Below are 25,667 nucleotides of genomic sequence, written 5' to 3' on the forward strand. Positions count from 1 at the left end.
TCCGCCCCCTACTCCGCCGCCTCCAGCTTGCCGGCGATCCGCCGCGACTGGCGGGCCTGCTCGTCATAGTCGACCTGCCAGTCGGAAGGACCGTTTGAGGGCGAGACCTGCACCGCCGTCACCTTGTATTCCGGGCAATTGGTTGCCCAGTCGGAGAAGTCGGTGGTGATGACGTTCGCCTGTGTCGTCGGATGGTGGAAGGTGGTGTAGACGACGCCCGGCGCGACGCGATCGGTGATGAGTGCGCGCAACGTCGTTTCGCCCGAGCGGCTGGCAAGCCGTATCCAGTCGCCGTCGCGGATGCCGCGCTGCTCGGCATCGTGCGGATGGACCTCCAGCCGGTCTTCCGGGTGCCAGACGACGTTGTCGGTGCGCCGTGTCTGGGCGCCGACATTGTAGTGGCTGAGGATGCGGCCGGTGGTGAGCAGCAGCGGGAAGCGCGGTCCGGTCTTCTCGTCCGTGGCGACATATTCCGTGCGGATGAACTTGCCCTTGCCGCGCACGAAACCGTCGACGTGCATGATCGGCGAGCCAAGCGGTGCCTTCTCGTTGCAGGGCCACTGTACCGAACCCATCTTGTCGAGATAGTCATAAGAGACCAAGGCGAAGGTCGGCGTCGTCGCCGCGATCTCGTCCATGATCTCGGACGGGTGGCGATAGTTCCAGTCGAGCCCCATGGCCTGCGCCATCTTCTGCGTCACCTCCCAGTCGGCATAGCCGTTCTTCGGCCGCATCACCTTGCGGACGCGATTGATGCGCCGTTCGGCATTCGTGAAGGTGCCGTCCTTTTCGAGGAAGGTCGAGCCGGGCAGGAAGACATGCGCGTAGTTGGCCGTCTCGTTGAGGAAGAGGTCCTGCACCACGACGCACTCCATCGCCGCGAGGCCGGCGGCCACGTGCTTGGTGTCCGGATCGGACTGCAGGATGTCCTCGCCCTGGATGTAGAGCCCCTTGAAGGTGCCGTCGACCGCCGCGTCAAGCATGTTCGGGATGCGCAGGCCCGGCTCGTTGCTCAAGCTCACGCCCCAGAGCTTTTCGAAGGTCTCGCGCGTCGCGTCGTCGGAAATATGCCGGTAGCCGGGCAGCTCGTGCGGGAAGGAGCCCATGTCGCAGGAGCCCTGCACGTTGTTCTGGCCGCGCAGCGGATTGACGCCGACGCCCGGCCGGCCGATGTTGCCGGTCACCATGGCGAGGTTGGCGATCGCCATGACCGTCGTCGAACCCTGGCTGTGCTCGGTGACGCCGAGGCCGTAATAGATCGCGCCGTTGCCGCCGGTAGCGTACAGACGCGCGGCACCGCGCACGAGCTCCGCCGGAACGCCGGTATAAGCTTCGGTCGCCTCCGGGCTGTGATAGGGCTCGGCGACGAACGCCGCCCAATCCTCAAATTCCGACCAGTCGCAGCGCTCGCGGATGAAGGTCTCGTTGGCGAGGCCCTCGGTGACGATGACATGGGCGAGCGCCGTCAGAATGGCGACGTTGGTGCCGGGCTTGATCGGCAGGTGGTACGAGGCTTCGACATGGGCCGAGCGGACGAGGTCGATGCGGCGCGGATCGATGACGATCAGCTTTGCGCCCTCGCGCAGCCGTTTCTTCAGCCGCGAGGCGAAGACCGGATGGCCGTCGGTCGGGTTGGCGCCGATGATAACCGCAACCTCCGTCTCCTCAACACTGTCGAAATTCTGCGTGCCGGCCGAGGTGCCGAAGGTCTGGTTGAGGCCGTAGCCGGTCGGCGAATGGCAGACGCGGGCGCAGGTGTCGACATTGTTGTTGCCGAAGCCGGCACGCACCAGCTTCTGCACCAGATAGGTTTCCTCGTTGGTGCAGCGCGACGAGGTGATGCCGCCGACGGAATCACGGCCATACTGGTACTGGATGCGGCGGAACTCGGACGCGACATGCGCGTAGGCCTCTTCCCAGGTAACCTCGCGCCAGGGATCGCTGACCTTCTCGCGGATCATCGGATTGAGGATGCGGTCCTTGTGGCTGGAGTAGCCATAGGCGAAACGGCCCTTGACGCAGGAATGGCCGCGGTTCGCCTGGCCGTCCTTCCACGGCACCATGCGCACCAGTTCCTCGCCGCGCATCTCCGCCTTGAACGAGCAGCCGACGCCGCAATAGGCGCAGGTGGTGACGACCGAATGTTCCGGCTGGCCGATCTCGATCACCGACTTTTCCGTCAGCGTCGCCGTCGGGCAGGCCTGCACGCAGGCGCCGCAGGAGACGCATTCGGAGGAGACGAAATCCTCGCTCATGCCGGCCGAGACGCGCGAATCGAAGCCGCGGCCGCTGATCGTCAGCGCGAAGGTGCCCTGCACTTCCTCGCAGGCCCGCACGCAGCGCGAGCAGACGATGCACTTCGCCGGATCAAAGGTGAAATACGGGTTGGATTCATCCTTCGGCGCCCATTGGCGATTGATCTCGCCATTGTTGCGCGCCTGGACGTGGTTGGACCCGTCATAGCCGTAGCGCACGTCGCGCAGGCCGACGGCGCCCGCCATGTCCTGCAGCTCGCAATCGCCATTGGCCGCACAGGTCAGGCAGTCGAGCGGGTGGTCGGAGATGTAAAGCTCCATGACGCCGCGACGGACGTCCTTCAGGCGCTGCGTCTGTGTCGAAACGCTGATGCCCTGTGCGACCGGCGTCGTGCAGGAGGCCGGCATGCCGGCCCGGCCCTCGATCTCGACCAGACAGAGGCGGCAGGACCCGAAGGCATCCATCATGTCGGAGGCACAGAGCTTCGGCACCTCGATACCGGCTTCCATCGCCGCCCGCATGATCGACGTGCCTTCCGGCACGCTGATTTCCTGCCCGTCGATCGTCAGCGTCACCAGCTTTTCGGACTTGGAAGCAGGAGTGCCGTAATTGATTTCATGAATGAGAGACATTAACGGGCCTCCTGAGAAATTGCGTTCAGCGAGGGCTCACCCCCCTCTGCCCTGCCGGGCATCTCCCCCACAAGGGGGGAGAATGGATGTGGCACGATCTGCGTCCCCAGCAGAGGGGTCCACTCGCGGAATCGTTTTGGCGGCAGCGGGCGGGGCGCCGCGAGTCGATCTCCCCCCTTGTGGGGGAGATGGCCGGCAGGCCAGAGGGGGGTGCTCGCCGCGTTCATCATTCCGCAGCCTCCACCACCGGCGCCGGCGCGAAATCCTCCGGGAAATGCGTCATGGCGCTCATCACCGGATAGGGCGTGAAGCCGCCGAGGGCGCAGAGCGAGCCGAACTTCATCGTGTTGCAGAGATCGGCGAGCAGTTCGCGGTTCTTCTCCGGTTCGATGCCGGCCGCGATCTTGTCCGCCACCTCGACACCGCGCGTCGAGCCAATGCGGCAGGGCGTGCACTTACCGCAGCTCTCGACCGCGCAGAACTCCATCGCGAAGCGGGCCTGCTTCAGCATGTCGGCCGTGTCGTCGAAGACGACGATGCCGGCATGGCCGATCAACCCGTCCTTCGCGGCGAAGGCCTCGTAGTCGAAAGGCGTGTCGAACAGCGCCCGCGGGAAATAGGCGCCGAGCGGACCACCGACCTGCACCGCCTTGACCGGCCGGCCGCTCGCCGTGCCGCCGCCGATTTCGTCGACGATCTCGCCGAGCGTCAGGCCGAAGGCGGTTTCGTAAAGTCCGGCATGCTTGACGTTGCCGGCGATCTGGATCGGGATCGTACCGCGAGACCTTCCCATGCCGAAGTCGCGGTAGTAGGCAGCGCCCTTGTCCATGATGACCGGCACCGAGGCGAGCGAGATGACGTTGTTGATCACCGTCGGACGGTCGAACAGGCCCTTGTGGGCCGGCAGCGGCGGCTTGGCGCGCACCAGCCCGCGCTTGCCCTCGAGGCTGTTCAAGAGCGAGGTTTCCTCGCCGCAGACATAGGCGCCCGCCCCTGTCCTGACCTCCATGTCGAAGGCGTGGGCGGAACCGAGCACCGAGGCGCCGAGCACGCCGGCGGCGCGGGCGTTCTCGATCGCAGCGCTCATCGCGGCAATGGCATGCGGGTATTCGGATCGGGTATAGATGTAACCCTTGGTCGCACCGGTGGCGATGCCGGCGATCGCCATGCCTTCGATCAACACGAAGGGGTCGCCTTCCATGATCATCCGGTCGGCGAAGGTGCCGCTATCGCCCTCGTCGGCGTTGCAGACGATGTATTTCTGCGCGCCCTGGGCCTCGAGAACGGTCTTCCACTTGATGCCGGTCGGGAAGCCGGCGCCGCCGCGACCGCGCAGGCCGCTTTCGGTGACCTCGGCAACGATCGCCGCCGGCTGCATCGAGACGGCCTTCTCAAGGCCGCGCAAGCCACCGTGGGTGCGATAGTCGTCGAGCGAGAGGGGATCGGTGACCCCGCAGCGGGCGAAGGTCAGCCGCGTCTGGTTCTTGAGGAAGGGGATTTCTTCCGTCTTGCCAAGACAGAGCGGATGCGTGCCACCGGAAAGCAAGCCCGAATCGAGAAGCGAGGCGACGTCGCGCGCCTTGACCGGACCATAGGCGATGCGGCCTTCGGCGGTTTCGACCTCGACGAGCGGTTCCAGCCAGTGCATGCCGCGCGAGCCGTTGCGGACGATCGTGGCGTCGAGGCCACGGGCGGCGATTGCCTCGGCCATCGCCGTCGCAACCTTTTCGGCGCCAAGTGCAAGGGCCGCTGCATCGCGTGGAATGTAGATCTTCACGGTCATCGGCGTGCCTCCGCGACAAGCGCTTCCAGTTCGGCATCGTCGAGCCGCGCATGCACCTCGCCGTCGAGCATCGCCGACGGCGAGCAGGAACAGAGCCCGAGACAGTAGACCGGCTCGAGCGTCACGGCGCCGTCCGGCGTCGTCTCGTGGAAATCGATGCCGAGCAGCGCCTTGGCACGCTCCGCAAGCCGGTCGCCGCCCATCGACTGACAGGCCTCGGCGCGACAGAGCTTCAGCACATGCCGCCCGGCCGGATGCTTGCGGAAATCATGATAGAAGGTGACGACGCCGTAGACTTCGGCGCGCGACAGGTTGAGCTCGCGCGCGAGGACCGGCAGGCACTCCTCCGGCACATAGCCGAACTCGTCCTGGATCTCGTGCAGGATCGGCAGGAGCGGGCCTTCCAGCCCCTTGAGTTCGCCGACAATCGCCAGCGTACGCTCGGTCACGTCTGCGCCGTGCAGATGAATATTCACGCGAAGAGCCCTCCCGGCTCGCGGCGCATAGCAAGGTCTGCCGGACCGCCCTGCACCGGATTTCATACGCTCTTGCAGAGATCGGAGCCTCTTCGGCCTCTGCACAGACAACAAGCTTCGCGCTTAAGGCCGAAAGGGTCAATAATGCTGTTCCGTTGATCGATAGAAAAAATCTATTGAACAGCGTTGCGCTCGCTGAGAATGCGCGCCTCGTGCAGCAGCGCCGAGACCAACGGCGTAAACGGCTCACGATAGGTCGCGACCAGGCCAACCGTGTGGCGCACGTCCGGCTCAATGATCGGGATCATCCGGATATCCTCGTGAAAACCGAATGATTTCGCGACGTTATAGGGCATGATGGTCGCCCACCGGCCGGTCCGGACATGCGAAAAGAGCACGATCATCGAGTTCGATTCGAGCGTCGGGCTCGCCACCGCCCCGGCTTCGGCAAAATGCTGATTGATGATGCGCCGGTTCTGCATGTCGGCCGTCAATAGACAAAGCCGAATATTGCTAACCTCTTTCCAGGTCACGCTTTCGCGATCCGAAAGCGCCGTGCCGGCGGCAGTAACCAGATGATATTGCTCGATCTGCAGCGGTACGCTGGTGACGCGGCCGAGCGGTTCGTTCTCCAGATAGGTGAGCCCCGCATCGATCTCGAGATTTTCGAGGAGCGCCAGGATCTGCAGCGAGGTGGTCGAAAGCACCGAGAAGGTGACGTCGGGATGCTTTTCCTGGAATGGCGCGGTGATGAGCGGCACCATCGAGAGGGTCGTCGGGATGGCGGCAAGGCGAATATGGCCAGAGAGACCCTTGCGCGCCGCCCGCATCTCCTCGCGCATGGTGCGGGTATCGCCGACAATCCGCCGCGCCCATTCAAGCACCCGCTGGCCCTCGGGGGTCAACCCCTGAAAGCGCGAGCCGCGATTGACGAGGATGACGCCGAGCTGGTCCTCGAGCTGGCGAATCGCCGCCGAGAGCGTCGGCTGCGTCACGCCGCACTCCTCCGCCGCGCGACCGAAATGCCGTTCGCGGGCGAGGACGAGAAAGAACTCCAGCTTATCGATCATGCCTGGCCTTTAGAATCGATTTCGAATGGCCGCTCAAGCGATCAACTGCCCGCCGTTCACCTCCAGCACCTGGCCGGTGATATAGCCGGAAAGCGCATGCGAGGCGAGAAAGAGATAGGCGGGGGCGCAGTCTTCCGCGGTTCCGAGCCGCCCGAGCGGGATCGACCTGCGCGTCGCCTCGAGCTTTTCCGCGGTCGAGTAGCGCTCGTGGAAATCGGTGGTGATCGTGCCGGGCGAGACGCAATTGACACGGATGCCTTCCGGCGCCAGCTCGCGCGCAAGCGCCCTGGAATAGGTGGCGATGAAGGCCTTGGTGGCCGAATAGATCGACGAACCGGCGCTGCCGCCGGAGCGCGCCGAGATCGACACGGTGTTGACGATCGCCGGGTGCGTGCCCTTGCGCAACAGCGGCAGCATCGCTCGGGTCATCTCCACGACGGAGGTCTGATTGAGCTGGACGATCGTTCGGTATTGATCGTCGGTCAGGTCCGCCGCCGGAAAACGACCAACCATGGTGCCGGCGTTATTGACGAGCACGTCGAGGCTGTCGAAGCGGTTCCTCACCTCGTCGGCGAGGCTCTCGACGCCGCCGGCGGCAAGAAAATCCGCCGCCGAGAGGATTGCCCTGCCTTCAGCCGCCGCCAGCTCGAGAAAATCGGGGCGCGTGCCGGAAATCGTCCGGCCGGCATGGATGAGAACCCGCGCACCGCAATCGAGGAACTGCCGGGCGACCTCGAGGCCGATGCCCCGGCCGGCGCCGGTCACCACCACATTCACGCCCTTGAACAAGGCCGGATGATACATGGTTGGCCTCCTCCCTCTAGAAAAGCCACGCTGGCGCAGCGCACGATGGATTGCAATGGTTGGTTTCGGCGATTGTGACCCGAAGATCGAATTCGCAACCAATCGCTGATTCTGAAATTGCACGGCTTTCGTTTTTGCATATTATGAAGGTAAACGAAAGCAGAGGGAGCGAAGCATGTATCTCACCGGACGGCAAGCGGAGATTCTGGACCTGGCAAAGGCTGAAGGCCGCGTGCTCGTCGAGGAACTTGCCCACCGTTTCTCGGTAACGCCGCAAACGATCCGCAAGGACCTGAACGACCTCTGCGATGCCAGGGTCTTGAACCGCATTCACGGCGGCGCGATCTTTCCGAGCGGCAAGGAGAATGTGAAATACGACGCCCGCCGCCAGATCGCCGCGTCGGAAAAGCAGGCGATCGGCCGCGCCGCTGCCGCTCTTATTCCCGACAACGCGTCGCTGTTCATCAATATCGGCACCACTACCGAAGCGGTTGGCGAGGCGCTGCTCGACCACAGGGAGTTGATGGTCATCACCAATAATATCAATGTCGCCAATCGGTTGCGCATCTATCCCTCGATCGAGGTGGTGATCGCCGGCGGCGTCGTGCGCGGTTCGGACGGCGGCATCGTCGGCGAGGCGGCGGTCGATTTCATCAGGCAGTTCAAGGTCGATTTCGCCGTCATCGGCGCCTCCGCGATCGACCATGACGGTGCGCTTCTCGATTTCGATTACCGCGAAGTGAAAGTCGCACAGGCGATCATCGCCAATGCACGCCACGTCATCCTCGTTTCGGATTCGACGAAGTTCGAACGCACCGCACCGGTCAGGATCGGCCACATTTCCCAGGTCCAGACCTTCATCACCGACCGTTGCATCGTTGAAAACGTTCGGAAAATCTGTTCCGAGCAAGGCGTGAAGCTGGTCGAAACCGAGGCCTGATCGCACCGAACGCCTGCTCCGCCAGATTCGGGAAACATTCGTTTGACATTCGAAATGTTTTCGTTTTAACTGCCTTCACTTTCGCGATCGCATCAATTTGTGCATTGCGAAAAGTGGAGGGGAAATCACGGTGTCAGAGCAGGCAATCTTCGACGTCTTTGTCATAGGCGGCGGCATCAACGGATGCGGCATTGCGCGTGATGCGGTCGGCCGGGGATATTCCGTGGCGCTCGCCGAGATGAACGATTTCGCCTCCGGCACCTCGTCCGGCTCCACCAAGCTCATCCATGGCGGCCTGCGCTATCTCGAGCATTACGAATTTCGGCTGGTGCGCGAGGCGCTGATGGAGCGCGAGGTGCTCTGGGCGATGGCGCCGCACGTCATCTGGCCGATGCGCTTCGTCCTTCCCTATCACAAGGGCGGGCTGCGCCCCGCCTGGCTGATCCGCCTCGGGCTCTTCCTCTACGACCATATCGGCGGGCGCAAGCTCTTGCCGGCGACGAGCACGCTGGACATGACCCGCGATCCCGCCGCCGCGCCGCTGAAGCGTCTCTTCACCAAGGCCTTCGAATATTCCGACGGCTGGGTCGATGACGCCCGCCTGGTGGTGCTGAACGCCCGCGACGCCGCCGATCGCGGCGCCCGCATCATGGCCCGGACCCGCGTCGTCTCGGCCCGGCGCGACAGTGGTCGCTGGGCGATCGAAACCGAGGACACACAGACGGGAACGCGTGAAACCATCCGCGCCCGCCTGCTCGTCAACGCCACCGGTCCCTGGGTGGACCGGGTGCTCGCCGACGCGATCGGCAAGAACGATGTCCACAATGTCCGCCTCGTCCAGGGCAGCCATATCGTCGTGAGGAAACGCTTCGACGATCCGCGCGCCTATTTCTTCCAGAATCCGGACGGGCGCATCATGTTCGCGATCCCTTACCAGGACGATTTAACCCTGATCGGAACCACCGACCGGGATTTTGCCGGCAACCTCGCGGAGGCGCGCATCAGCGATGCCGAGATCGACTATCTCTGCGCCTCGGCGAGCGAGTATTTCAGCGACCCGGTAACCAGGGAGGATATCGTCTGGACCTATTCGGCCGTCCGCCCGCTCTTCGACGATGGGGCAAGCAAGGCGCAGGAGGCGACCCGCGACTATGTCCTGCGCCTTGAAGCCCAGAACGGCCAGGCGCCGCTTCTCAACGTCTTCGGCGGCAAGCTGACGACCTATCGGCGGTTGGCCGAATCGGCGCTCGAGAAGATCGGCGAGGCGATTGGGGCGAAGGGCAATGGATGGACGGCCGCGTCGCGCCTGCCGGGCGGGGACTTCCCGGTAACCGGCTACGACACCGAAGTCGATTTGCTGAAGGCGCGCTACCCTTTTCTCGCAGCCTCGCATGCTCGCCGGCTGGTCCGGCTCTACGGCACGCTGGCGGCAAATCTGCTCGGCCACGCTGCGAGCGAGGCCGATCTCGGGCGGCGCTTCGGTGCCGATCTCTACGAGGTCGAGGTCTCATGGCTGATCGGGCAGGAATGGGCGCGCAGCGCCGAGGACGTGCTCTGGCGCCGCACGAAACTGGGTTTGAAGCTCACGCCGGCAGAGACCGCGGAACTGGAGGACTACATGCGCGGCGCGGTCAACGCCGCTGCCTGACGTCCTTATTGAAACTGCCGATGGCTGGGTGGAACACCGGAGAATTCAATGCTTGAAATGAAGAACATATCCAAGGTCGTGGGCGGGGAGACGCATATTCACCCGACCAACCTTGCGCTGGAGCGGGGGTCGCTCAACGTGCTGCTCGGCCCGACGCTGTCCGGCAAGACGTCGCTGATGCGGCTTATGGCCGGTCTCGACAAGCCAGCCTCCGGTTCGATCCATTTCGACGGCGCCGACGTCACCGGGCTGCGGGTGCAGAGCCGCTCGGTTGCGATGGTCTACCAGCAGTTCATCAACTATCCGGCGATGACGGTCTACGACAACATCGCCTCGCCGATGCGCATCAAGGGTGCCGACAACGCCACGATCGACCGGGAGGTCCGCAAGGCCGCCGAACTCCTCAAGCTCACCCCCTATCTTGACCGTACGCCGCTCAACCTCTCGGGCGGTCAGCAGCAGCGCACCGCACTCGCCCGAGCTATCGTCAAGAATGCCGATCTGGTGCTGCTCGACGAGCCGCTCGCCAATCTCGATTACAAGCTGCGCGAGGAACTGCGCGAGGAACTGCCGAAGATCTTCGCCGCCTCGGGCGCCATCTTCGTCTACGCGACGACCGAACCTTCGGAGGCGCTGCTATTGGGCGGCAACACGGCCTCGTTGAGCGAGGGGCGCATCACCCAGTTCGGCCGCACCATCGACGTCTACCGCCGCCCGGTCGACATCGTCACCGCGCGCACCTTCGCCGATCCGCCGCTGAACACGATCGAACTGGTCAAAGCGGGTTCGCATTTCGCGCTCGAAGGTAAGCCGGTCCTTTCCGTTCCCCCGCATCTTGCCGCGGTCTCCGACGGGCCGTGTACGGTCGCCTTTCAGCCGCACCACATCTCTTTCGACCGGCCGGACGGCAGCGGCAACTCGCTCACGGTCAAGACGGCCATTTCCGAAATCGCCGGGTCGGAAAGCTTCATTCACGTCGGCTACGCCGACGCGCGCTGGGTCATGCTGGCTCCCGGCGTTCACGACATCGAACCGGACGCGACCCTCGAGGTCTTCGTCGACACCCGCCACCTGATGGCCTTCGGGCCTGATGGCCGGGCGATCGGCGGAACCGCTTAAAGGGAGGCGCTGGGAGGAGACCATGGCACGCATCAATCTCGAACATATCCGCCACGCCTATGGCGCCAAGCCGAAGTCGGAAGCCGACTACGCGCTGAAGGAAGTCCATCACGAATGGAACGACGGCGGCGCCTACGCGCTGCTCGGCCCTTCGGGCTGCGGCAAGACCACGCTGCTCAACATCATTTCCGGGCTGATCAACCCGTCGGAAGGCCGCATCCTCTTCGACGGCACCGATGTCACGCATCTGACGACGCAGCACCGCAACATTGCCCAGGTGTTCCAGTTTCCGGTCATCTACGACACGATGACCGTCTACGACAATCTCGCCTTTCCGCTGCGCAACCGCCATGTGCCGGAGACGGAAGTCGACCGCCGCGTCAAGGAAATCATCGAGATGACCGGCCTCGGCGGCTGGGCGAACAAGACGGCGCGTGGCCTGACGGCCGACCAGAAGCAGAAGATCTCGCTCGGCCGCGGCCTGGTGCGCTCCGATGTCAGCGCCATCCTTTTCGACGAGCCGCTGACCGTCATCGATCCCGAGATGAAATGGGTGCTGCGCTCGCAGATCAAGCGGCTGCACAAGCAGTTCGGCTTCACCATGGTCTATGTCACCCACGACCAGACCGAGGCGCTGACCTTCGCCGACAAGGTCGTCGTCATGTATGACGGCCAGATCGTCCAGATCGGCACGCCGGCCGAACTCTTCGAGCGGCCGCGCCACACCTTCGTCGGCTATTTCATCGGTTCGCCGGGCATGAACGTCCTGCCGGCCGAGATCGCCGGCAACAGGGCAGCTGTCGGCGGCGAGAGCATCGCCCTCACCTTCCAGCCGAAGGTCGCGGCAGGCGCCAAGACCGAACTCGGCATTCGCCCGGAATTCATCTCGCTCGGCCGCGACGGCATGCCGGTGGCGATCACCAAGGTCGAGGACATCGGCCGGCACAAGATCGTCCGCGCCCGTTTCGCCGACCGGCCGATCTCGATCATCGTCGACGAAGACGGCGAGATCCCCGCCGAGCCGCGCGTCACCTTCGATCCGAAGGCCATCAATATCTACGCCGATTCCTGGCGCGTCGGCGAGGAGGCCTGACATGGAAAAGACCTGGAACAACAAGGCCTGGTTCATGGTCCTGCCGGTTCTGGTGCTCGTCGCCTTCTCGGCGGTGATCCCGCTGATGACCGTCGTCAACTATTCGGTACAGGACACGTTCGGCAACAACGAGTTCTTCTGGGCCGGCACCGACTGGTTCCTGGACGTGCTCGAATCCGACCGCTTCTGGGATGCGCTCACCCGCAACCTGATCTTCTCGGCGATCATATTGGCGATCGAGATCCCGCTCGGCATCGTGATTGCCCTCAACATGCCGAAGAAGGGCATCGGCGTGCCGATCTGCCTCGTGCTGATGGCGCTGCCGCTGTTGATCCCGTGGAACGTCGTCGGCACCATCTGGCAGGTCTTCGGCCGCGTCGACATCGGCCTGCTCGGCCGCACGCTCGCCACGCTCGGCATCAACTACAATTACGTGCAGAACCCGCTCGACGCCTGGGTGACGCTGATCATCATGGATGTCTGGCACTGGACCAGCCTCGTCGTGCTGCTCTGCTATGCCGGCCTCGTCTCGATCCCGGATGCCTATTACCAGGCCGCCAAGATCGACGGCGCCTCGCGCTGGTCCGTGTTCCGTTACATCCAGCTTCCGAAGATGAAGCGCGTGCTGCTGATCGCCTTCCTGCTGCGCTTCATGGACAGTTTCATGATCTATACGGAGCCCTTCGTCGTTACCGGCGGCGGTCCGGGCAACTCGACCACCTTCCTGTCGATCGATCTCGTCAAGATGGCGATCGGCCAGTTCGACCTCGGCCCCGCCGCAGCCCTCTCGATCATCTACTTCCTCATCATCCTGCTGCTCTCGTGGATCTTCTACACCGTGATGACCACGAGCGACGCGCAGGGCTGAGAACAGGAGGGAGGAACCATCATGATGACCAACAAACAACCACTTTCGCAGCGCCTCTCCTGGCTGGTGCCGACGATCTATATCGTCTTCCTGCTCCTGCCGATCTACTGGCTCGTCAACATGAGCTTCAAGGAGACGAGCGAGATCCTCAGCACCTTTTCGCTGTGGCCGCAGAACCCGACGCTTCGCAATTACGCGGTGATCTTCACCGATCCCTCGTGGTACAACGGCTACATCAACTCGATCACCTACGTGGTGATGAACACGCTGATCTCGGTCAGCGTGGCGCTGCCGGCGGCCTACGCCTTCTCTCGCTACCGCTTCCTCGGCGACAAGCACCTGTTCTTCTGGCTTTTGACCAACCGGATGGCGCCGCCGGCGGTTTTCGCGCTGCCCTTCTTCCAGCTCTATTCCGCCTTCGGCCTGATCGACACCCATATCGCGGTGGCGATTGCGCACTGCCTGTTCAACGTGCCGCTCGCCGTCTGGATCCTGGAAGGCTTCATGTCGGGCGTGCCGAAGGAGATCGACGAGACCGCCTATATCGACGGCTATTCCTTCCCACGCTTCTTCGTGAAGATCTTCGTGCCGTTGATCGCCTCGGGCATCGGTGTCGCCGCCTTCTTCTGCTTCATGTTCTCCTGGGTCGAACTCCTGATCGCCCGCACGCTGACGACGACCGACGCCAAGCCGATTGCCGCCACCATGACGCGCACGGTCTCGGCCTCCGGCCTCGACTGGGGCGTGCTCGCCGCCGCCGGCGTGCTGACGATCATCCCCGGCGCGCTCGTCATCTACTTCGTCCGCAACTACATCGCCAAGGGCTTCGCGCTCGGCCGCGTCTAGACCTCCGACCACTCTAGGGAGATTTCGCACATGGACTTTTCATGGATGGCCTGGACGCTGCCGACGGCGCTGTTCTTCCTAACGATCGCGCTGATGCTCTTCGGCATGGGCGTCTGGGAATATGTCTCGCCGGGCGGCAACCCGCGCGTCGGCATCCTGCGCTTCGAGACGACCCGTGGCGACCGGCTCTTCGTCTCGCTGCTCGGAAGCGCATTCATTCACCTCGCCTGGCTGGGGCTGGTCGGCGCAAATCTCTGGTGGGCGCTCGCCCTCTCGGTGATCTACGCCATCGGCGTGTTCCGCTACGTCTGAGGCATCGGAATGAGGGGCGCGGTTGCGCCCTTCGAAACTGCAAGGAAACGCAATCGCAAAACCCAAAGGGAGGAAATTTATGCGACGGCACCTTTTGACAACGACGGCGGCCATGCTGCTGGCACTTACCGGCTCGGCCTTCGCCGGCATGGATGAGGCAAAGCAGTTCCTGGACAAGGAAGTCGGCGATCTCTCTTCGCTCGACCGCGGCGCCCAGGAAGCGGAAATGCAATGGTTCGTCGATGCGGCGAAGCCGTTTGCCGGCCTGGAAATCAAGGTCGTTTCCGAAACGATCACCACCCATGAATACGAATCGAAGGTGCTGGCGCCTGCCTTCACCGCGATCACCGGCATCAAGATCACCCACGACCTGATCGGCGAAGGCGACGTCGTCGAAAAGCTGCAGACGCAGATGCAGTCGGGCGAAAACGTCTATGACGCCTATATCAACGATTCTGACCTGATCGGCACCCATTGGCGCTACCAGCAGGCTCGCAACCTGACCGACTGGATGGCCAACGAAGGCAAGGACGTCACCAACCCGAATCTCGACATCGACGACTTCATCGGCAAATCCTTCACCACCGCTCCGGACGGCAAGCTCTACCAGCTTCCCGACCAGCAGTTCGCCAACCTCTATTGGTTCCGCTACGACTGGTTCAACGACCCGAAGATCCAGGAAGAGTTCAAGGCCAAGTACGGCTACGACCTCGGCGTTCCGGTCAACTGGTCGGCCTATGAGGACATTGCCGAATTCTTCAACGGCCGCGAGATCGACGGCAAGAAGGTCTATGGCCACATGGACTACGGCAAGAAGGACCCGTCGCTCGGCTGGCGCTTCACCGACGCCTGGCTGTCGATGGCCGGCAACGGCGACAAGGGCATCCCGAACGGCCGCCCGGTCGACGAGTGGGGCATCAAGGTCGACGAGAATTCCCGTCCGGTCGGCTCCTGCGTCGCACGTGGCGGCGACACGAACGGCCCGGCCGCGGTATACTCGATCGACAAGTACCTGACCTGGCTGAAGAGCTACGCTCCGCCGGAAGCTCAAGGGATGACCTTCTCCGAGTCCGGTCCGGTGCCGGCTCAGGGTGCGATCGCCCAGCAGATGTTCTGGTACACGGCGTTCACCGCAGACATGGTCAAGGACGGCCTGCCGGTCGTCAACGCCGACGGCACGCCGAAATGGCGCATGGCCCCCTCGCCGCATGGCGTCTACTGGAAAGACGGCATGAAGCTCGGCTATCAGGACGCCGGCTCCTGGACGCTGCTGAAGTCGACCCCGGACGACCGCGCCAAGGCCGCCTGGCTCTATGCGCAGTTCGTCACCTCGAAGACCCTCGACGTGAAGAAGAGCCATGTCGGCCTCACCTTCATCCGCCAGTCGACGCTCGACCATCCGAGCTTCACCGAGCGCGCACCGAAGCTCGGCGGCCTGATCGAGTTCTACCGTTCACCGGCCCGCCTGCAATGGTCGCCGACCGGCACGAACGTGCCTGACTATCCGAAGCTGGCACAGCTGTGGTGGCAGGCGATCGGCGATGCGTCTTCCGGCGCCAAGACCGCGCAGGAAGCGATGGACTCGCTTTGCGCCGAGCAGGAGAAGGTGCTGCAGCGCCTCGAGCGCGCCGGCATCCAGGGCGATATCGGTCCGAAGCTCGCCGAAGAGCACGACCTCGAATACTGGAACGCGGAAGCGGTGAAGGCCGGCAACCTCGCGCCGCAGCTGAAGGTCGAGAACGAGAAGGAAAAGCCGGTCACCGTCAACTACGACGAGCTGGTCAAGAGCTGGCAGACCAACTAAGTCCAGCGAGAAAAGCGCCGCCCGGATGTTCGGGCGGCGCACACGAACGGAGATGCGGCGCGCCGGGGCTGGCAACAGCTCCGGTTTTCGCTTTCCTTGCGGCGGGGAGCCGGTCCATTGTTCGCGCATCGGACCTGATCGAACGCATTACCGCGTTGCAACCGTAAACTGTTTCCCCTTTTTCGATAAAGTCAGGCTCCGCAGCCGATGCCATAGTTTGCCACCCATCTCGTGGAGGAGGTGTGGGGAATGCACGCAAAGGTATTGGAGGAGATTACCTTGGCAAACAGCGCAGAGGAAACTGCGGCGCAAGCGCGCCCGGAGGATGAGAAGCTCGGCATCGGCGCCAACCTGGCCTATGGCCTGCAGCACGTGCTTACAATGTATGGCGGCATCGTTGCCGTGCCGCTGATCCTCGGTCAGGCGGCCGGCCTCAGTCCCGGCGAGATCGGCCTGCTCGTCACGGCGTCGCTTTTTGCCGGCGGCCTCGCCACAATCCTGCAGACGCTCGGCCTGCCCTTCTTTGGGAGCCGGTTGCCACTGGTCCAGGGGGTTTCGTTTTCCGGCGTCGCGACGATGATCGCCATTTCCGGCAATGGCGGCATGCAGTCGGTGCTGGGCGCGGTCATGGCCGCATCGCTGATCGGTCTTCTGATCACGCCGATCTTTTCGCGGGTCACCCGCTTCTTCCCGCCGCTCGTCACGGGCATCGTGATTACCACCATCGGCTTGACGCTGATGCCGGTCGCGGCACGCTGGGCGATGGGCGGCAACAGCGCCGCACCGGACTTCGGCAGTCCGGCCAACATCCAGCTTGCGGCGGTAACACTCGTCATCGTGCTTTTGCTCAGCAAGCTCGGAAGCGCCGCGATCTCGCGGCTCTCGATCCTGCTGGCGCTGATCATCGGCACCGGCATCGCCTACTTCGCCGGCATGGCCGATTTTTCGCGGGTCGCCGAAGGACAGTTCTTCGCACTTCCGACAATCTTTCACTTCGGCTATCCGACCTTCGAGATTGCCGCGATCGTGTCGATGTTCATCGTCATCATGGTGACGCTGGTCGAGACCTCGGCAGATATCCTTGCCGTCGGCGAAATCATCGAGACGAAAGTGGATTCGCGCCGCCTCGGCGACGGCCTGAGGGCGGACATGCTGTCGAGCCTCATCGCGCCGGTCTTCGGCTCCTTCACCCAGAGCGCCTTTGCCCAGAATGTCGGGCTGGTGGCGGTCACCGGCGTCAAGAGCCGCTACGTGGTGGCGACCGGCGGGCTGTTTCTCGTGATGCTCGGCCTGCTGCCGGTCATGGGCCGCATCGTCGCAGCGGTTCCGAGCGCCGTGCTCGGTGGCGCCGGCATCGTGCTCTTCGGCACGGTTGCGGCGAGTGGCATCCGGACACTCTCAAAGGTCGACTACAACAACAATATGAACCTCGTTATCGTCGCCACCTCAATCGGCTTCGGCATGATCCCGATCGCCTCCCCCGGCTTCTACGAGCACTTCCCGGCCTGGTTCGCGACGATCTTCCATTCCGGCATCAGTTCCGCCGCCTTGATGGCGATCAGCCTCAATCTGATCTTCAACCACCTGACCACCGGCAACTCCGACCAGCAATCGGTCTTTGTCGCCGGGACGGAGCGGACGCTCCGGTACCAGGACATCGCGCGGCTGCACGATGGCGACTACTTCCTCAATGGCAAGCTCTACGACGCGAAAGGCATCGAGGTGCCGGTGATCGCGTCGGAAGCGCACTGATCCACATCGAATTGTCGTCTCGCCCGAGCGACGCGGACACAACAAGGAACAATCATGCAACAACAACACGAAGTGCTCGGGCTGCTCGAAGCCCTTCTGACCACGATGGAAGACGGGATCATCCCGGCGACGGAAGCCGGGGTCGCCGCCGGCAACAAGATCTTCGGTGCCGCACTGCTGAGGAAATCCGACCTCTCGATCGTCCTCGTCGAGACCAACAACGAAACCGAGAATCCGCTCTGGCACGGCGAAGTGCATACCTTGAAGCGGTTCTACGAATTGGCGGGCACCGAACGCCCGGATTCGCGCGACCTCATTTTCCTGTCGACGCACGAACCCTGTTCGATGTGCTTGTCGGCGATCACCTGGGCGGGCTTCGACAATTTCTACTATTTCTTCAGCCACGAGGATTCGCGCGACTCCTTTTCGATCCCGCACGACCTGAAGATCCTCAAGGAAGTCTTCACGCTGGAGCCGGGCGGCTACAATCGGACGAACGCCTTCTGGAAAGGTCAGTCGATCCACGATCTGATTGCCACCATTCCCGAGCCCGACCGTGACCGGCTTCAACAGCGCGCCGAGGCGATCACCCGCACATACGCCGAACTCTCAGCCGCCTACCAGGCCGGGAAGGAGAACAACGCCATTCCGCTGAACTAGCGGCTCTGCGGGAGATCGCATCATCTCGATCAGGACCGAAGCATCCATCCTGCCGGGAGGGCTTCGGCGCGAACCTCTGTGAACTCATCCGCTTTTAACGGAGGACTGAACGGGCGAATTCCCAGTTCGAGATCTGGTCGTAAGAATGCCCCTCTCCTCGGACTTACCCGAGGACTAACCCCCTCCCCGCAGGCGGGGAGTGGGGATTTGGGCGGCGCGGCAAGTCCCTTCGCCCCGCTTGCGGGGAGAAGTTCGCGGCAGCGGGATGAGGGGCAGTCCGCTCGCGGCCGGATGGTCTTCGGCCTCGGCGCGAATCTTGAGAGGCATTCGCCGCCGCTCCGTCTCACTCTGGCCGTACCGCCCTTCCTCAGGCGCGCAGCACGCCGCCGGTGGACTTGGCGACGTTGGCGACGATCCGCGAGGTCAGTGCCTCGAAGTCCTCGTCGGTGAGCGTTCGCTCGACCGGCTGGATCGTGACCTCGATGGCGATCGACTTCTTGCCCTCGCCGAGCGAGGCGCCCTCGAAGACGTCGAAGACGTTGACAGCTGTCACCAGCTTCCGGTCGGCGCCGGATGCGGCCCGGACGACAGCGCCCGCCTCGATTTGCTTGTCGACGACAAAGGCGAAGTCGCGCTTGACCGCCTGGAAGGGCGAGAGCTCCAGCGCTGGCTTGGTGCGCGTCGTCTTCTTCTTCGGCTCCGGCATGGCATCGACATAGATCTCGAAGCCGGCGATCGGGCCGGAGACATCGAGCGCGTCGAGCGTCTTCGGGTGGAACTCGCCGAAGGCACCGAGCACGATCTTCGGGCCGAGCTTGATCGTGCCGGAGCGGCCGGGATGGTACCAGGCCGGGCCGCCGGCCTCGAACTGGACATTGCCCATCGGCACGCCGCAGGCCTCCAGGACAGCGATCGCGTCGGCCTTGGCGTCGAAGACGTCGACAGGCTTGCCGCCGCCCTTGGCGGCATTCGACCAGAGCCGGCCGGCGCCGTTCATCGATGCGGTGCCACGGCGGACGCCGCCGGCGACACGGCGCTGCGCCTCGGGCGTGTCGCCCTCATAGGTGCCGGACACTTCGAAGATCGCCACGTCGCCATAGCCCTTGTCGGCATTGCGCTGCGCGGCGGTCAGAAGACCCGGCAAGAGCGACGGCCGCATGTCGGACATGTCGGCGGCGATCGGGTTGGCGAGCTTCAGCGCCGCCTGGCCGCCGCCGAAGAGCTTCGCCTGCTCCTCCGAGATGAAGGACCAGGTAACCGCTTCGAGCATGCCGCGGCTTGCAAGCGCACGTCTCGCCTGGCGGGTGCGGATCTGCAGCGTCGTCAGGATCTTGCCGTTGACGGCGTTGTGGCTCGGCAAGGCTGCGGCGACGATGTTGTCGACGCCATGGATGCGCATCACTTCCTCGACGAGGTCCGCCTTGCCGTCGACGTCGGGCCGCCAGGAAGGCACGGTGACACACAGGCGCTCGCCGGAGCCCTCGACGCCGAAGCCGAGTTTCTGCAGGATCGAGATGCTCTCCTCGGAGGATACTTCGAGGCCGGTGAGCCGCTTCACTTCCGAGACCGGGAAGTCGACGACCTTGGCCGTGTCGCCGTCATAGCCGACGACATCCAGTTTCGCGGCTGTACCGCCGCAGAGCTCCAGCACCAGTTCGGTCGCGCGTTCGAGGCCCGGCACCATGTATTCCGGATCGACGCCCCGCTCGAAACGGTAGCGCGCATCGGTGATGATGCCGAGGGTGCGGCCGGTCTTGGCGATGTTCATCGGGTCCCAGAGCGCCGATTCGATCAGCACGTCGGTGGTCGCCTCGTCGCAGCCGGAATGCTCGCCGCCCATGACGCCACCGATCGATTCGACGCCATCCTCGTCGGCGATCACCACATTGGCAGCCGACAGCGTGTATTCGCGCGTATCGAGCGCCAGCACCTTCTCGCCTTCCTTGGCGCGGCGAACCGTCAGGTTGCCGGCGACCTTGGCCGCGTCGAAGACATGCAGCGGGCGGCCCTGATCGAAGGTGAGGTAGTTGGTGATGTCGACCAGCGCGTTGATCGGCCGAAGACCGATCGCCGTCAGCCGCTGGCGCATCCAGGCCGGGCTCGGGCCGTTCTTGACGCCGCGCACCAGGCGCAGCGCGAAACCGGGGCAGAGATGCCTGTCTTCGCCAAGCTCGAGTGTTACCTTGACCGGCGTTGCGCCTTCGACGGGGAATGACGGCGCCGCCCGCGTCTTCAGAGTACCGAGACCGGAGGCGGCGAGGTCACGGGCAATGCCGTGAACGCTCGTGCAATCCGGGCGGTTCGGCGTCAGGTTGATTTCGATGACCGGATCGTCGAGGCCCGCGTAAGCCGCGTAGCTGGTGCCGAGCGGGGCGTCCTCGGGCAGGTCGATGATGCCGGTATGGTCGTCGGAAATCTCCAACTCCTTTTCCGAGCACATCATGCCGCGGCTTTCGACGCCGCGGATATTACCCACCGAGAGCGTCACGTCGATGCCGGGCACATAGGTGCCGGGGGCGGCAAAGGCGCCGACGAGACCCTTGCGCGCGTTCGGCGCGCCGCAGACCACCTGCACCGGCGCGCCGTTGCCGGTATCGACCATCAGCACCCTCAGCTTGTCGGCGTTCGGGTGCTGTTCGGCGGAGACGATCTTGGCGATGACAAAGGGCTTGAAGGCGGCCTTGTCATCGACGTCCTCGACCTCGAGCCCGATCATCGTCAGGCGGGCGCAGATTTCCTCGAGCGAGGCGTCGGTTTCCAGATGGTCCTTCAGCCAGGAAAGCGTGAACTTCATGATTTCACCTGTGTCCTAATATTTTCACGCCAAACTAAGCAGAGAGGCCGCCGAACAGCGTCGGCATGTCGAGCGGGCGGAAGCCGTAATGGGTCATCCAGCGGACATCGGCGTTGAAGAAGTCGCGCAGGTCCGGCATGCCGTATTTGAGCATGGCGATACGGTCGAGGCCCATGCCCCAGGCGAAGCCCTGATACTCGTCCGGATCGAGGCCGCCGGCGCGTAAGACATTCGGGTGCACCATGCCGCAGCCGAGGATTTCCATCCAGTCCTTGCCTTCACCGAACTTGACGATCGGGCCAGAGCGATCGCACTGGATATCGACCTCGAAGGACGGCTCGGTGAAGGGGAAGAAGGATGGGCGGAAGCGCATCGTCACCTGGTCCACCTCGAAGAAGGCCTTGCAGAATTCTTCCAGCACCCAGCGCATGTTGGCGACGTTCGCCGTCTTGTCGATGACCAGGCCCTCGACCTGATGGAACATCGGCGAATGGGTGGCGTCGGAATCCTGGCGATAGGTCTTGCCGGGAATGATGATGCGGATCGGCGGCTGCTCAGCTTCCATCGTGCGAATTTGCACCGGCGAAGTGTGCGTGCGCAGCACCTTGCGCTCGCCCTTCTCGTCCGGCTGGAAGAAGAACGTGTCGTGCATCTCGCGGGCGGGATGGCCCTCGGGGAAGTTCAAGGCGGTAAAGTTGTAATAGTCCGTCTCGATGTCCGGCCCCTCGGCGATCGAGAAGCCCATGTCGCCGAAGATGGCGGTGATCTCGTCGACGATCTGGCTGATCGGATGGATGCGGCCACGCTCGGCGGGCGAGGAGCGGACCGGCAGGCTGATATCCACGGTCTCGCGCGCCAGACGTTCGGCGATCGCCGCATCCTTGAGGGCGAGCTTCCGGGCCGAAATCGCCTCGCTGACGATATTCTTCAGCGCATTGATGCGGGCGCCGCGGGTCTGGCGCTCGTCCGGGCTCATCGTGCCGAGCGTCTTCAAGAGTTCCGATATCGAACCCTTCTTGCCGAGCGCGCCGACGCGCAACGCCTCGATCGCTCCCTCGTCGGCGGCGGCATCGATTTCCGCCAGCAACGTCCGTTCCAATGTCTCCAATTCGCTCATTCTGTCTGCCTCGATGCGGGAATGGTTCGGTATCGGTTCAAGCACTTCAGCGATGGGATCGCCGGCGATCGAGCCGAACAAGAAAAACCCGCGCCAGCCCTGCCAGCGCGGGTTTCCCAACAATTTCAGAAACGGTCTTGGGAAAACGCTGGCTTAACGGACAGCGCTTTCAAACTCGTTTGCCGTGCCGGCTTCCTTGAGATAGGCAAGCGCCTTCTTGGAAGCCTCGACGAGCGCGCCGAATGCTGCCGGCTCATGGATCGCCATGTCGGACAGAACCTTGCGGTCGACTTCGATGCCAGCCTTGTTCAGGCCGTCGATGAAGCGGCCGTAGGTCAGGCCGAATTCACGGACAGCAGCGTTGATGCGCTGGATCCAGAGGGCGCGGAAATTGCGCTTGTTAACCTTGCGGTCGCGGTAGGCGTACTGCTTGGAACGATCGACCGCTGCCTTGGCGGCGCGGATCGTGTTCTTGCGGCGGCCGTAGAAACCCTTGGCGGCCTTGAGCGTCTTCTTGTGCTTGGCGTGGGCGGTTACACCGCGTTTTACACGTGCCATGTCATGATCTCCTTAACGTGTCCAATATGCCTGAAGTCTCAGAGACCGTTCGGCAGGTAGTTCTTTACGACCTTCTTGCCATCAGGCTCGGCGAGAACCATGGTCCCGCGCGCGTCGCGAATGAACTTGTTGGTACGCTTGATCATGCCGTGGCGCTTGCCAGCAGCGGCAGCGCGCACCTTGCCAGTAGCGGTGACCTTGAACCGCTTCTTGGCAGACGACTTCGTCTTCATCTTGGGCATTTTGCTACTCCATTGTTCTTTGATATGCGAAACCGGCTGACGAGGCTGGTTTCCAGCGTTAAGAACGGCCACGGCATGCCCTGCCGGACCGTTCGGACGAGGGCTTGTAGCCGAAGTCCCGCAAAAGCGCAAGCCGCCAGTAGATCCTGAGCCCACGGCGTCAGGCGGGGCCGCGCAACGGACGCCGCACGACCCTGACAGGAAAGGTCAGCCGCGCTCTCAGCCCTCCGAGATCAGACTGATCGAGGATCAAGGAGGCGCCGTAGGCGTCGGCGATATCCGCACTGATCGCCAGACCCAGCCCGGTGCCTTCCGGTTCCCGCTCGTCGGTGCTGTCGATCCGCGCGCCGCGTTTGAGGATCGCCTCGCGGTCCCGCTCGGCAATGCCGGGCCCGTCGTCCTCGATCACGATGGTGATCGCATCGTTCGCCCGGCGTGCCGAGAAGCGGATGAAGGAGCGCGCCCATTTGGCGGCGTTGTCGAGGAGATTGCCGAGGCACTCGGCAAGGTCGGCCGGATCGACGTCAAGAGAGAGCGAGCCGTCGATCGAGACCTCCCAGGCGACGTTCCGCTCGGCTGTGACGGGACGAAGGACGCTGACAAGCTTGCCGCCGAGCCCCATGACCGACGTCGTCGCCATCCGCTCGACGCCCATGCGCGCGGCCTGCAGCTGCCGGTCGGCCCGCTGGCGGGCGAGTTCCACCTGTCTGAGCGCCAAGGCGCGATCCTCCGGCGGAAGCCGATCGGCAAGCTGCGCCAGCACCGTCAGCGGCGTCTTGAGGCCATGGGCGAGATCGCTGGCGCGGGCACGCGCGCGCTCGACCGCCTCTTCGCGCTCCTTGAGGAGGAGATTGATCTCGCTGACCAGCGGCTGCACCTCGCTCGGGCCGGAGGTCCCGAAATCCCGTTCGCGGCCGGCGCGCACGGCAGCCGCCCGCTCGCTGAGGCGGCGGAGCGGTACAAGCCCTATGGCATTCTGGAAAAAGGCGGCGGCGGCCAGGACCCCGGCGGTGGCAAGCAGCATCAGCCGCAACGGCGCCTGGAAATCCCCCAGCGCCTCGTCCAGTTCCCGCTGCGGAAACGCCGCTGACGCGACGAAGCGGACCGGCCGGGCATCCTCGCCAAGCGACAGCGTTTGGCTGTGCACCAGCATCGGACGCCCGTCCGGACCTTCGCTGGTGGTAAACCCCTCATAGTGGAGGCTGGGCGGCGCGCCGGGATCGATCGACACGTCCCAAAGCGAGCGCGACCGCAGCATATCGTTGCCGTCGACCGGCGAGATCTGCCAATAGCGGCCGCCGTTCGGCAGGTCGAAACGCGGATCGGCCGGCTCGCGGGCGAGCACTAGCTTGCCGCCCCGCACGGCGAGTTCGGCGGCGAGCGTGTCGACGGTCGTCATCATCTCGCTGCGGTAGCGCCCGACCACGTGGTCGGTGAACAGCCGCGTCAGGGAAAGCCATGCCACGAGCAAGACAAGGCCGATCGCGATTACCGCTCCGACCGCCAGTCGCAGCCGCAGCGAGCGCATCATGCAGGGGCGTCCGGCAGGAGATAGCCGAAACCGCGCCGCGTCTCGATGGCGCCGCTTTCGGTCTTGCGGCGCAAACGGGCGACCATCGCTTCGACGGCATTCTTGGCCGAATCGTCGTCGCGTCCCTGGACATGGCCTGCCAGTTCGAGCGGGCTGAGCACCTCGCCCTTGCGTTCGATGAAGTAGGCAACCATCCGGAATTCGAGCGGGCTGAGTTCGAGCGCCTCGCCGTCGAAGGTGACGCGGCGGGTCGCCTCGTCAAGCGTAAAGCGGCCCGCCGACTTGATGACCTGGAAACGCGGGCCGGCGCGCCGCAGCAGCGCCCGCAGCCGCGCCAGCAGTTCCTCGGCTCGAAACGGCTTGGGTATGTAGTCGTCGGCGCCGGCCTCGAAACCGTCGACGCGTTCCATCCAGGATCCGCGGGCAGTCAGGACCACGACGGGCGTTTCGACGCCGTCGTGGCGCCAGCGCTTGAGGATCGACAATCCATCGAGGCCGGGCAGGCCGAGGTCGAGGATGATGGCCGCATAGCCGCCGTCTTCGCCCCTCTCCCAAATGTCGGGGCCGTGCGCAAGCGTATCGACCGCGTAGCCTTCGGCCTCGAGCTTGCCGCGGACATGGCCAGCGATATTGGGATCGTCCTCTGCCAGAAGTATGCGCATGTCTGCCTCAGAATTTCACGAATCTGCCGGTGCGCGCATCGATCCTCAAATCGCGGATGACGCCTGCGCCATCACGTGTCTTCAGCCGATAGATGGCGCTCCCCATGTACCGCACCAGATCGACCGCGATGACCATGCCGTAGCGATCGCGATCGACGAGGGCGAGCAGTTTCCTGAGCGGCAGGATCTCCCCCTTGACGACGGCCTCGCGCGCATCCTCCTGGCCCCCGGTTTCCCGGTTCCCGTTGTCCTCGGGGCCTGACGGGCTCTCGCCGCCGGTACCGGTATCGGCGGCGCTGCCGCCGGCACCCGACTTGTCGCGGCCGCTCTTGCCGTCGTCGGCCAAAGCGGCCCCGCTCGCGGACAACGGCACGATACACGACGCCAACGACCAGCAAAGAAACGCAGCCAGACTTCGCCGCATCGGCAAAGAGGGCCGCGGCGGCGCAGCCCGCCCAAGGCAGATTTGGTCTCTCATTGTCCCCTCGATAACAGGTCGCGGCAACATCGGTCAGAAAAGTGACCGAAACACGGGTGGCGCTTCGATTTTTGCTGAAGCGGATGCGCCCCTCGCAGCGGGAATGCTGCAAGAGGCACGAATTTGACGACTACGGCGATGGCGAAAGCCACCGCCGCAGTGAAAGGCTCAGCCGAAAGCGGATCAGTTCCCCGCTGGAGTTCCGCCTTCGCCGCCGCCACC

General features: G+C 64.0%; 23 protein-coding genes. 10 read left to right on the plus strand and 13 right to left on the minus strand.

Annotation, left to right across the window (positions count from 1 at the left end):
* Positions 1–8 precede the first annotated feature (8 nt).
* From fdhF to RHIBR816_RS0103675, 5 genes are all read right to left on the minus strand, one after another.
* Positions 9–2,888, minus strand: coding sequence for a formate dehydrogenase subunit alpha (gene fdhF, locus RHIBR816_RS0103650; RefSeq protein ID WP_018235181.1), 2,880 nt, complete (start codon positions 2,886–2,888; stop codon positions 9–11).
* A gap of 226 nt (positions 2,889–3,114) precedes the next feature.
* On the minus strand, positions 3,115–4,671 hold the full coding sequence (locus RHIBR816_RS0103660) for an NADH-quinone oxidoreductase subunit NuoF (protein WP_018235183.1): 1,557 nt from the start codon (positions 4,669–4,671) through the stop codon (positions 3,115–3,117).
* Positions 4,668–5,147: a formate dehydrogenase subunit gamma gene (locus RHIBR816_RS0103665; protein ID WP_018235184.1), complete on the minus strand. Its 480-nt coding sequence runs from the start codon at positions 5,145–5,147 to the stop codon at positions 4,668–4,670. Before RHIBR816_RS0103665 ends, RHIBR816_RS0103660 begins: the two co-directional genes overlap by 4 nt.
* Positions 5,148–5,320: 173 nt before the next feature.
* Positions 5,321–6,217, minus strand: a complete 897-nt coding sequence (locus RHIBR816_RS0103670; RefSeq protein WP_018235185.1) for a LysR family transcriptional regulator — start codon at positions 6,215–6,217, stop codon at positions 5,321–5,323.
* A 33-nt stretch (positions 6,218–6,250) separates the two neighbouring features.
* Positions 6,251–7,021 (minus strand): SDR family NAD(P)-dependent oxidoreductase, encoded by a 771-nt coding sequence (locus RHIBR816_RS0103675; RefSeq protein WP_018235186.1) that lies wholly within the window; start codon positions 7,019–7,021, stop codon positions 6,251–6,253.
* A 175-nt stretch (positions 7,022–7,196) separates the two neighbouring features.
* Between RHIBR816_RS0103675 and RHIBR816_RS0103680 the strand changes: the two genes are divergently transcribed.
* From RHIBR816_RS0103680 to RHIBR816_RS0103725, 10 genes are all read left to right on the plus strand, one after another.
* Positions 7,197–7,961, plus strand: coding sequence for a DeoR/GlpR family DNA-binding transcription regulator (locus tag RHIBR816_RS0103680; protein WP_018235187.1), 765 nt, complete (start codon positions 7,197–7,199; stop codon positions 7,959–7,961).
* Positions 7,962–8,091: 130 nt separating this feature from the next.
* The gene (gene glpD, locus RHIBR816_RS0103685) at positions 8,092–9,609 is read left to right on the plus strand and encodes a glycerol-3-phosphate dehydrogenase (protein WP_018235188.1); all 1,518 of its coding nucleotides are present in this window, start codon (positions 8,092–8,094) and stop codon (positions 9,607–9,609) included.
* Between the two features lie 48 nt (positions 9,610–9,657).
* Positions 9,658–10,728, plus strand: coding sequence for an ABC transporter ATP-binding protein (locus RHIBR816_RS0103690; RefSeq protein ID WP_018235189.1), 1,071 nt, complete (start codon positions 9,658–9,660; stop codon positions 10,726–10,728).
* Between the two features lie 22 nt (positions 10,729–10,750).
* Entirely contained in the window at positions 10,751–11,821 is a 1,071-nt protein-coding gene (locus RHIBR816_RS0103695; RefSeq protein WP_018235190.1) for an ABC transporter ATP-binding protein, read from the plus strand.
* Between the two features lies 1 nt (position 11,822).
* Positions 11,823–12,689, plus strand: coding sequence for a carbohydrate ABC transporter permease (locus tag RHIBR816_RS0103700; protein ID WP_018235191.1), 867 nt, complete (start codon positions 11,823–11,825; stop codon positions 12,687–12,689).
* Positions 12,690–12,710: 21 nt separating this feature from the next.
* Entirely contained in the window at positions 12,711–13,535 is an 825-nt protein-coding gene (locus tag RHIBR816_RS0103705; protein ID WP_018235192.1) for a carbohydrate ABC transporter permease, read from the plus strand.
* Positions 13,536–13,565: 30 nt separating this feature from the next.
* The gene (locus tag RHIBR816_RS0103710) at positions 13,566–13,847 is read left to right on the plus strand and encodes a DUF2160 domain-containing protein (protein WP_018235193.1); all 282 of its coding nucleotides are present in this window, start codon (positions 13,566–13,568) and stop codon (positions 13,845–13,847) included.
* Between the two features lie 79 nt (positions 13,848–13,926).
* Positions 13,927–15,651, plus strand: coding sequence for an ABC transporter substrate-binding protein (locus RHIBR816_RS0103715; RefSeq protein ID WP_018235194.1), 1,725 nt, complete (start codon positions 13,927–13,929; stop codon positions 15,649–15,651).
* 279 nt (positions 15,652–15,930) lie between these two features.
* Positions 15,931–17,403, plus strand: a complete 1,473-nt coding sequence (locus RHIBR816_RS0103720) for a nucleobase:cation symporter-2 family protein (protein WP_026186613.1) — start codon at positions 15,931–15,933, stop codon at positions 17,401–17,403.
* 54 nt (positions 17,404–17,457) lie between these two features.
* Positions 17,458–18,063 (plus strand): deaminase, encoded by a 606-nt coding sequence (locus tag RHIBR816_RS0103725; RefSeq protein ID WP_018235196.1) that lies wholly within the window; start codon positions 17,458–17,460, stop codon positions 18,061–18,063.
* 367 nt (positions 18,064–18,430) lie between these two features.
* Here the strand turns inward: RHIBR816_RS0103725 and pheT are convergent, their stop codons facing one another.
* The 8 genes from pheT to RHIBR816_RS38220 form a co-directional block, all read right to left on the minus strand.
* The gene (pheT, locus tag RHIBR816_RS0103730) at positions 18,431–20,857 is read right to left on the minus strand and encodes a phenylalanine--tRNA ligase subunit beta (protein WP_018235197.1); all 2,427 of its coding nucleotides are present in this window, start codon (positions 20,855–20,857) and stop codon (positions 18,431–18,433) included.
* Between the two features lie 34 nt (positions 20,858–20,891).
* Positions 20,892–21,974 (minus strand): phenylalanine--tRNA ligase subunit alpha, encoded by a 1,083-nt coding sequence (gene pheS, locus RHIBR816_RS0103735; protein ID WP_026186614.1) that lies wholly within the window; start codon positions 21,972–21,974, stop codon positions 20,892–20,894.
* Between the two features lie 153 nt (positions 21,975–22,127).
* Complete coding sequence (rplT, locus tag RHIBR816_RS0103740; RefSeq protein WP_012710091.1) at positions 22,128–22,532, minus strand: 50S ribosomal protein L20; 405 nt, start codon at positions 22,530–22,532, stop codon at positions 22,128–22,130.
* A gap of 38 nt (positions 22,533–22,570) precedes the next feature.
* Positions 22,571–22,774, minus strand: coding sequence for a 50S ribosomal protein L35 (gene rpmI / locus RHIBR816_RS0103745; protein ID WP_012710090.1), 204 nt, complete (start codon positions 22,772–22,774; stop codon positions 22,571–22,573).
* A 160-nt stretch (positions 22,775–22,934) separates the two neighbouring features.
* A complete protein-coding gene (locus RHIBR816_RS0103750; RefSeq protein ID WP_018235199.1) occupies positions 22,935–24,305 on the minus strand; it encodes a sensor histidine kinase in 1,371 nt (456 codons plus the stop codon).
* Positions 24,302–24,967, minus strand: coding sequence for a response regulator transcription factor (locus RHIBR816_RS0103755; RefSeq protein ID WP_018235200.1), 666 nt, complete (start codon positions 24,965–24,967; stop codon positions 24,302–24,304). Before RHIBR816_RS0103755 ends, RHIBR816_RS0103750 begins: the two co-directional genes overlap by 4 nt.
* Positions 24,968–24,974: 7 nt before the next feature.
* Positions 24,975–25,340, minus strand: coding sequence for a PepSY domain-containing protein (locus RHIBR816_RS0103760; protein WP_245262554.1), 366 nt, complete (start codon positions 25,338–25,340; stop codon positions 24,975–24,977).
* Positions 25,341–25,441: 101 nt separating this feature from the next.
* The coding region (locus RHIBR816_RS38220; RefSeq protein ID WP_210163045.1) for a hypothetical protein at positions 25,442–25,667 on the minus strand (226 nt) is incomplete at its 5' end.

It is taken from the genome of Ensifer sp. BR816, from assembly GCF_000378985.1.
Classification (GTDB): Bacteria; Pseudomonadota; Alphaproteobacteria; order Rhizobiales; family Rhizobiaceae; genus Sinorhizobium.

What these genes read in the sequence shown, in the direction of transcription:
- fdhF (WP_018235181.1), bottom strand. Translation starts at nt 2,888, where the DNA reads ATGTCTCTCATTCATGAAATCAATTACGGCACTCCTGCTTCCAAGTCC.
- RHIBR816_RS0103660 (WP_018235183.1), bottom strand. Translation starts at nt 4,671, where the DNA reads ATGACCGTGAAGATCTACATTCCACGCGATGCAGCGGCCCTTGCACTT.
- RHIBR816_RS0103670 (WP_018235185.1), bottom strand. Translation starts at nt 6,217, where the DNA reads ATGATCGATAAGCTGGAGTTCTTTCTCGTCCTCGCCCGCGAACGGCAT.
- RHIBR816_RS0103675 (WP_018235186.1), bottom strand. Translation starts at nt 7,021, where the DNA reads ATGTATCATCCGGCCTTGTTCAAGGGCGTGAATGTGGTGGTGACCGGC.
- RHIBR816_RS0103680 (WP_018235187.1), top strand. Translation starts at nt 7,197, where the DNA reads ATGTATCTCACCGGACGGCAAGCGGAGATTCTGGACCTGGCAAAGGCT.
- RHIBR816_RS0103690 (WP_018235189.1), top strand. Translation starts at nt 9,658, where the DNA reads ATGCTTGAAATGAAGAACATATCCAAGGTCGTGGGCGGGGAGACGCAT.
- RHIBR816_RS0103695 (WP_018235190.1), top strand. Translation starts at nt 10,751, where the DNA reads ATGGCACGCATCAATCTCGAACATATCCGCCACGCCTATGGCGCCAAG.
- RHIBR816_RS0103700 (WP_018235191.1), top strand. Translation starts at nt 11,823, where the DNA reads ATGGAAAAGACCTGGAACAACAAGGCCTGGTTCATGGTCCTGCCGGTT.
- RHIBR816_RS0103705 (WP_018235192.1), top strand. Translation starts at nt 12,711, where the DNA reads ATGATGACCAACAAACAACCACTTTCGCAGCGCCTCTCCTGGCTGGTG.
- RHIBR816_RS0103710 (WP_018235193.1), top strand. Translation starts at nt 13,566, where the DNA reads ATGGACTTTTCATGGATGGCCTGGACGCTGCCGACGGCGCTGTTCTTC.
- RHIBR816_RS0103715 (WP_018235194.1), top strand. Translation starts at nt 13,927, where the DNA reads ATGCGACGGCACCTTTTGACAACGACGGCGGCCATGCTGCTGGCACTT.
- RHIBR816_RS0103725 (WP_018235196.1), top strand. Translation starts at nt 17,458, where the DNA reads ATGCAACAACAACACGAAGTGCTCGGGCTGCTCGAAGCCCTTCTGACC.
- pheT (WP_018235197.1), bottom strand. Translation starts at nt 20,857, where the DNA reads ATGAAGTTCACGCTTTCCTGGCTGAAGGACCATCTGGAAACCGACGCC.
- pheS (WP_026186614.1), bottom strand. Translation starts at nt 21,974, where the DNA reads ATGAGCGAATTGGAGACATTGGAACGGACGTTGCTGGCGGAAATCGAT.
- rplT (WP_012710091.1), bottom strand. Translation starts at nt 22,532, where the DNA reads ATGGCACGTGTAAAACGCGGTGTAACCGCCCACGCCAAGCACAAGAAG.
- rpmI (WP_012710090.1), bottom strand. Translation starts at nt 22,774, where the DNA reads ATGCCCAAGATGAAGACGAAGTCGTCTGCCAAGAAGCGGTTCAAGGTC.
- RHIBR816_RS0103750 (WP_018235199.1), bottom strand. Translation starts at nt 24,305, where the DNA reads ATGATGCGCTCGCTGCGGCTGCGACTGGCGGTCGGAGCGGTAATCGCG.
- RHIBR816_RS0103755 (WP_018235200.1), bottom strand. Translation starts at nt 24,967, where the DNA reads ATGCGCATACTTCTGGCAGAGGACGATCCCAATATCGCTGGCCATGTC.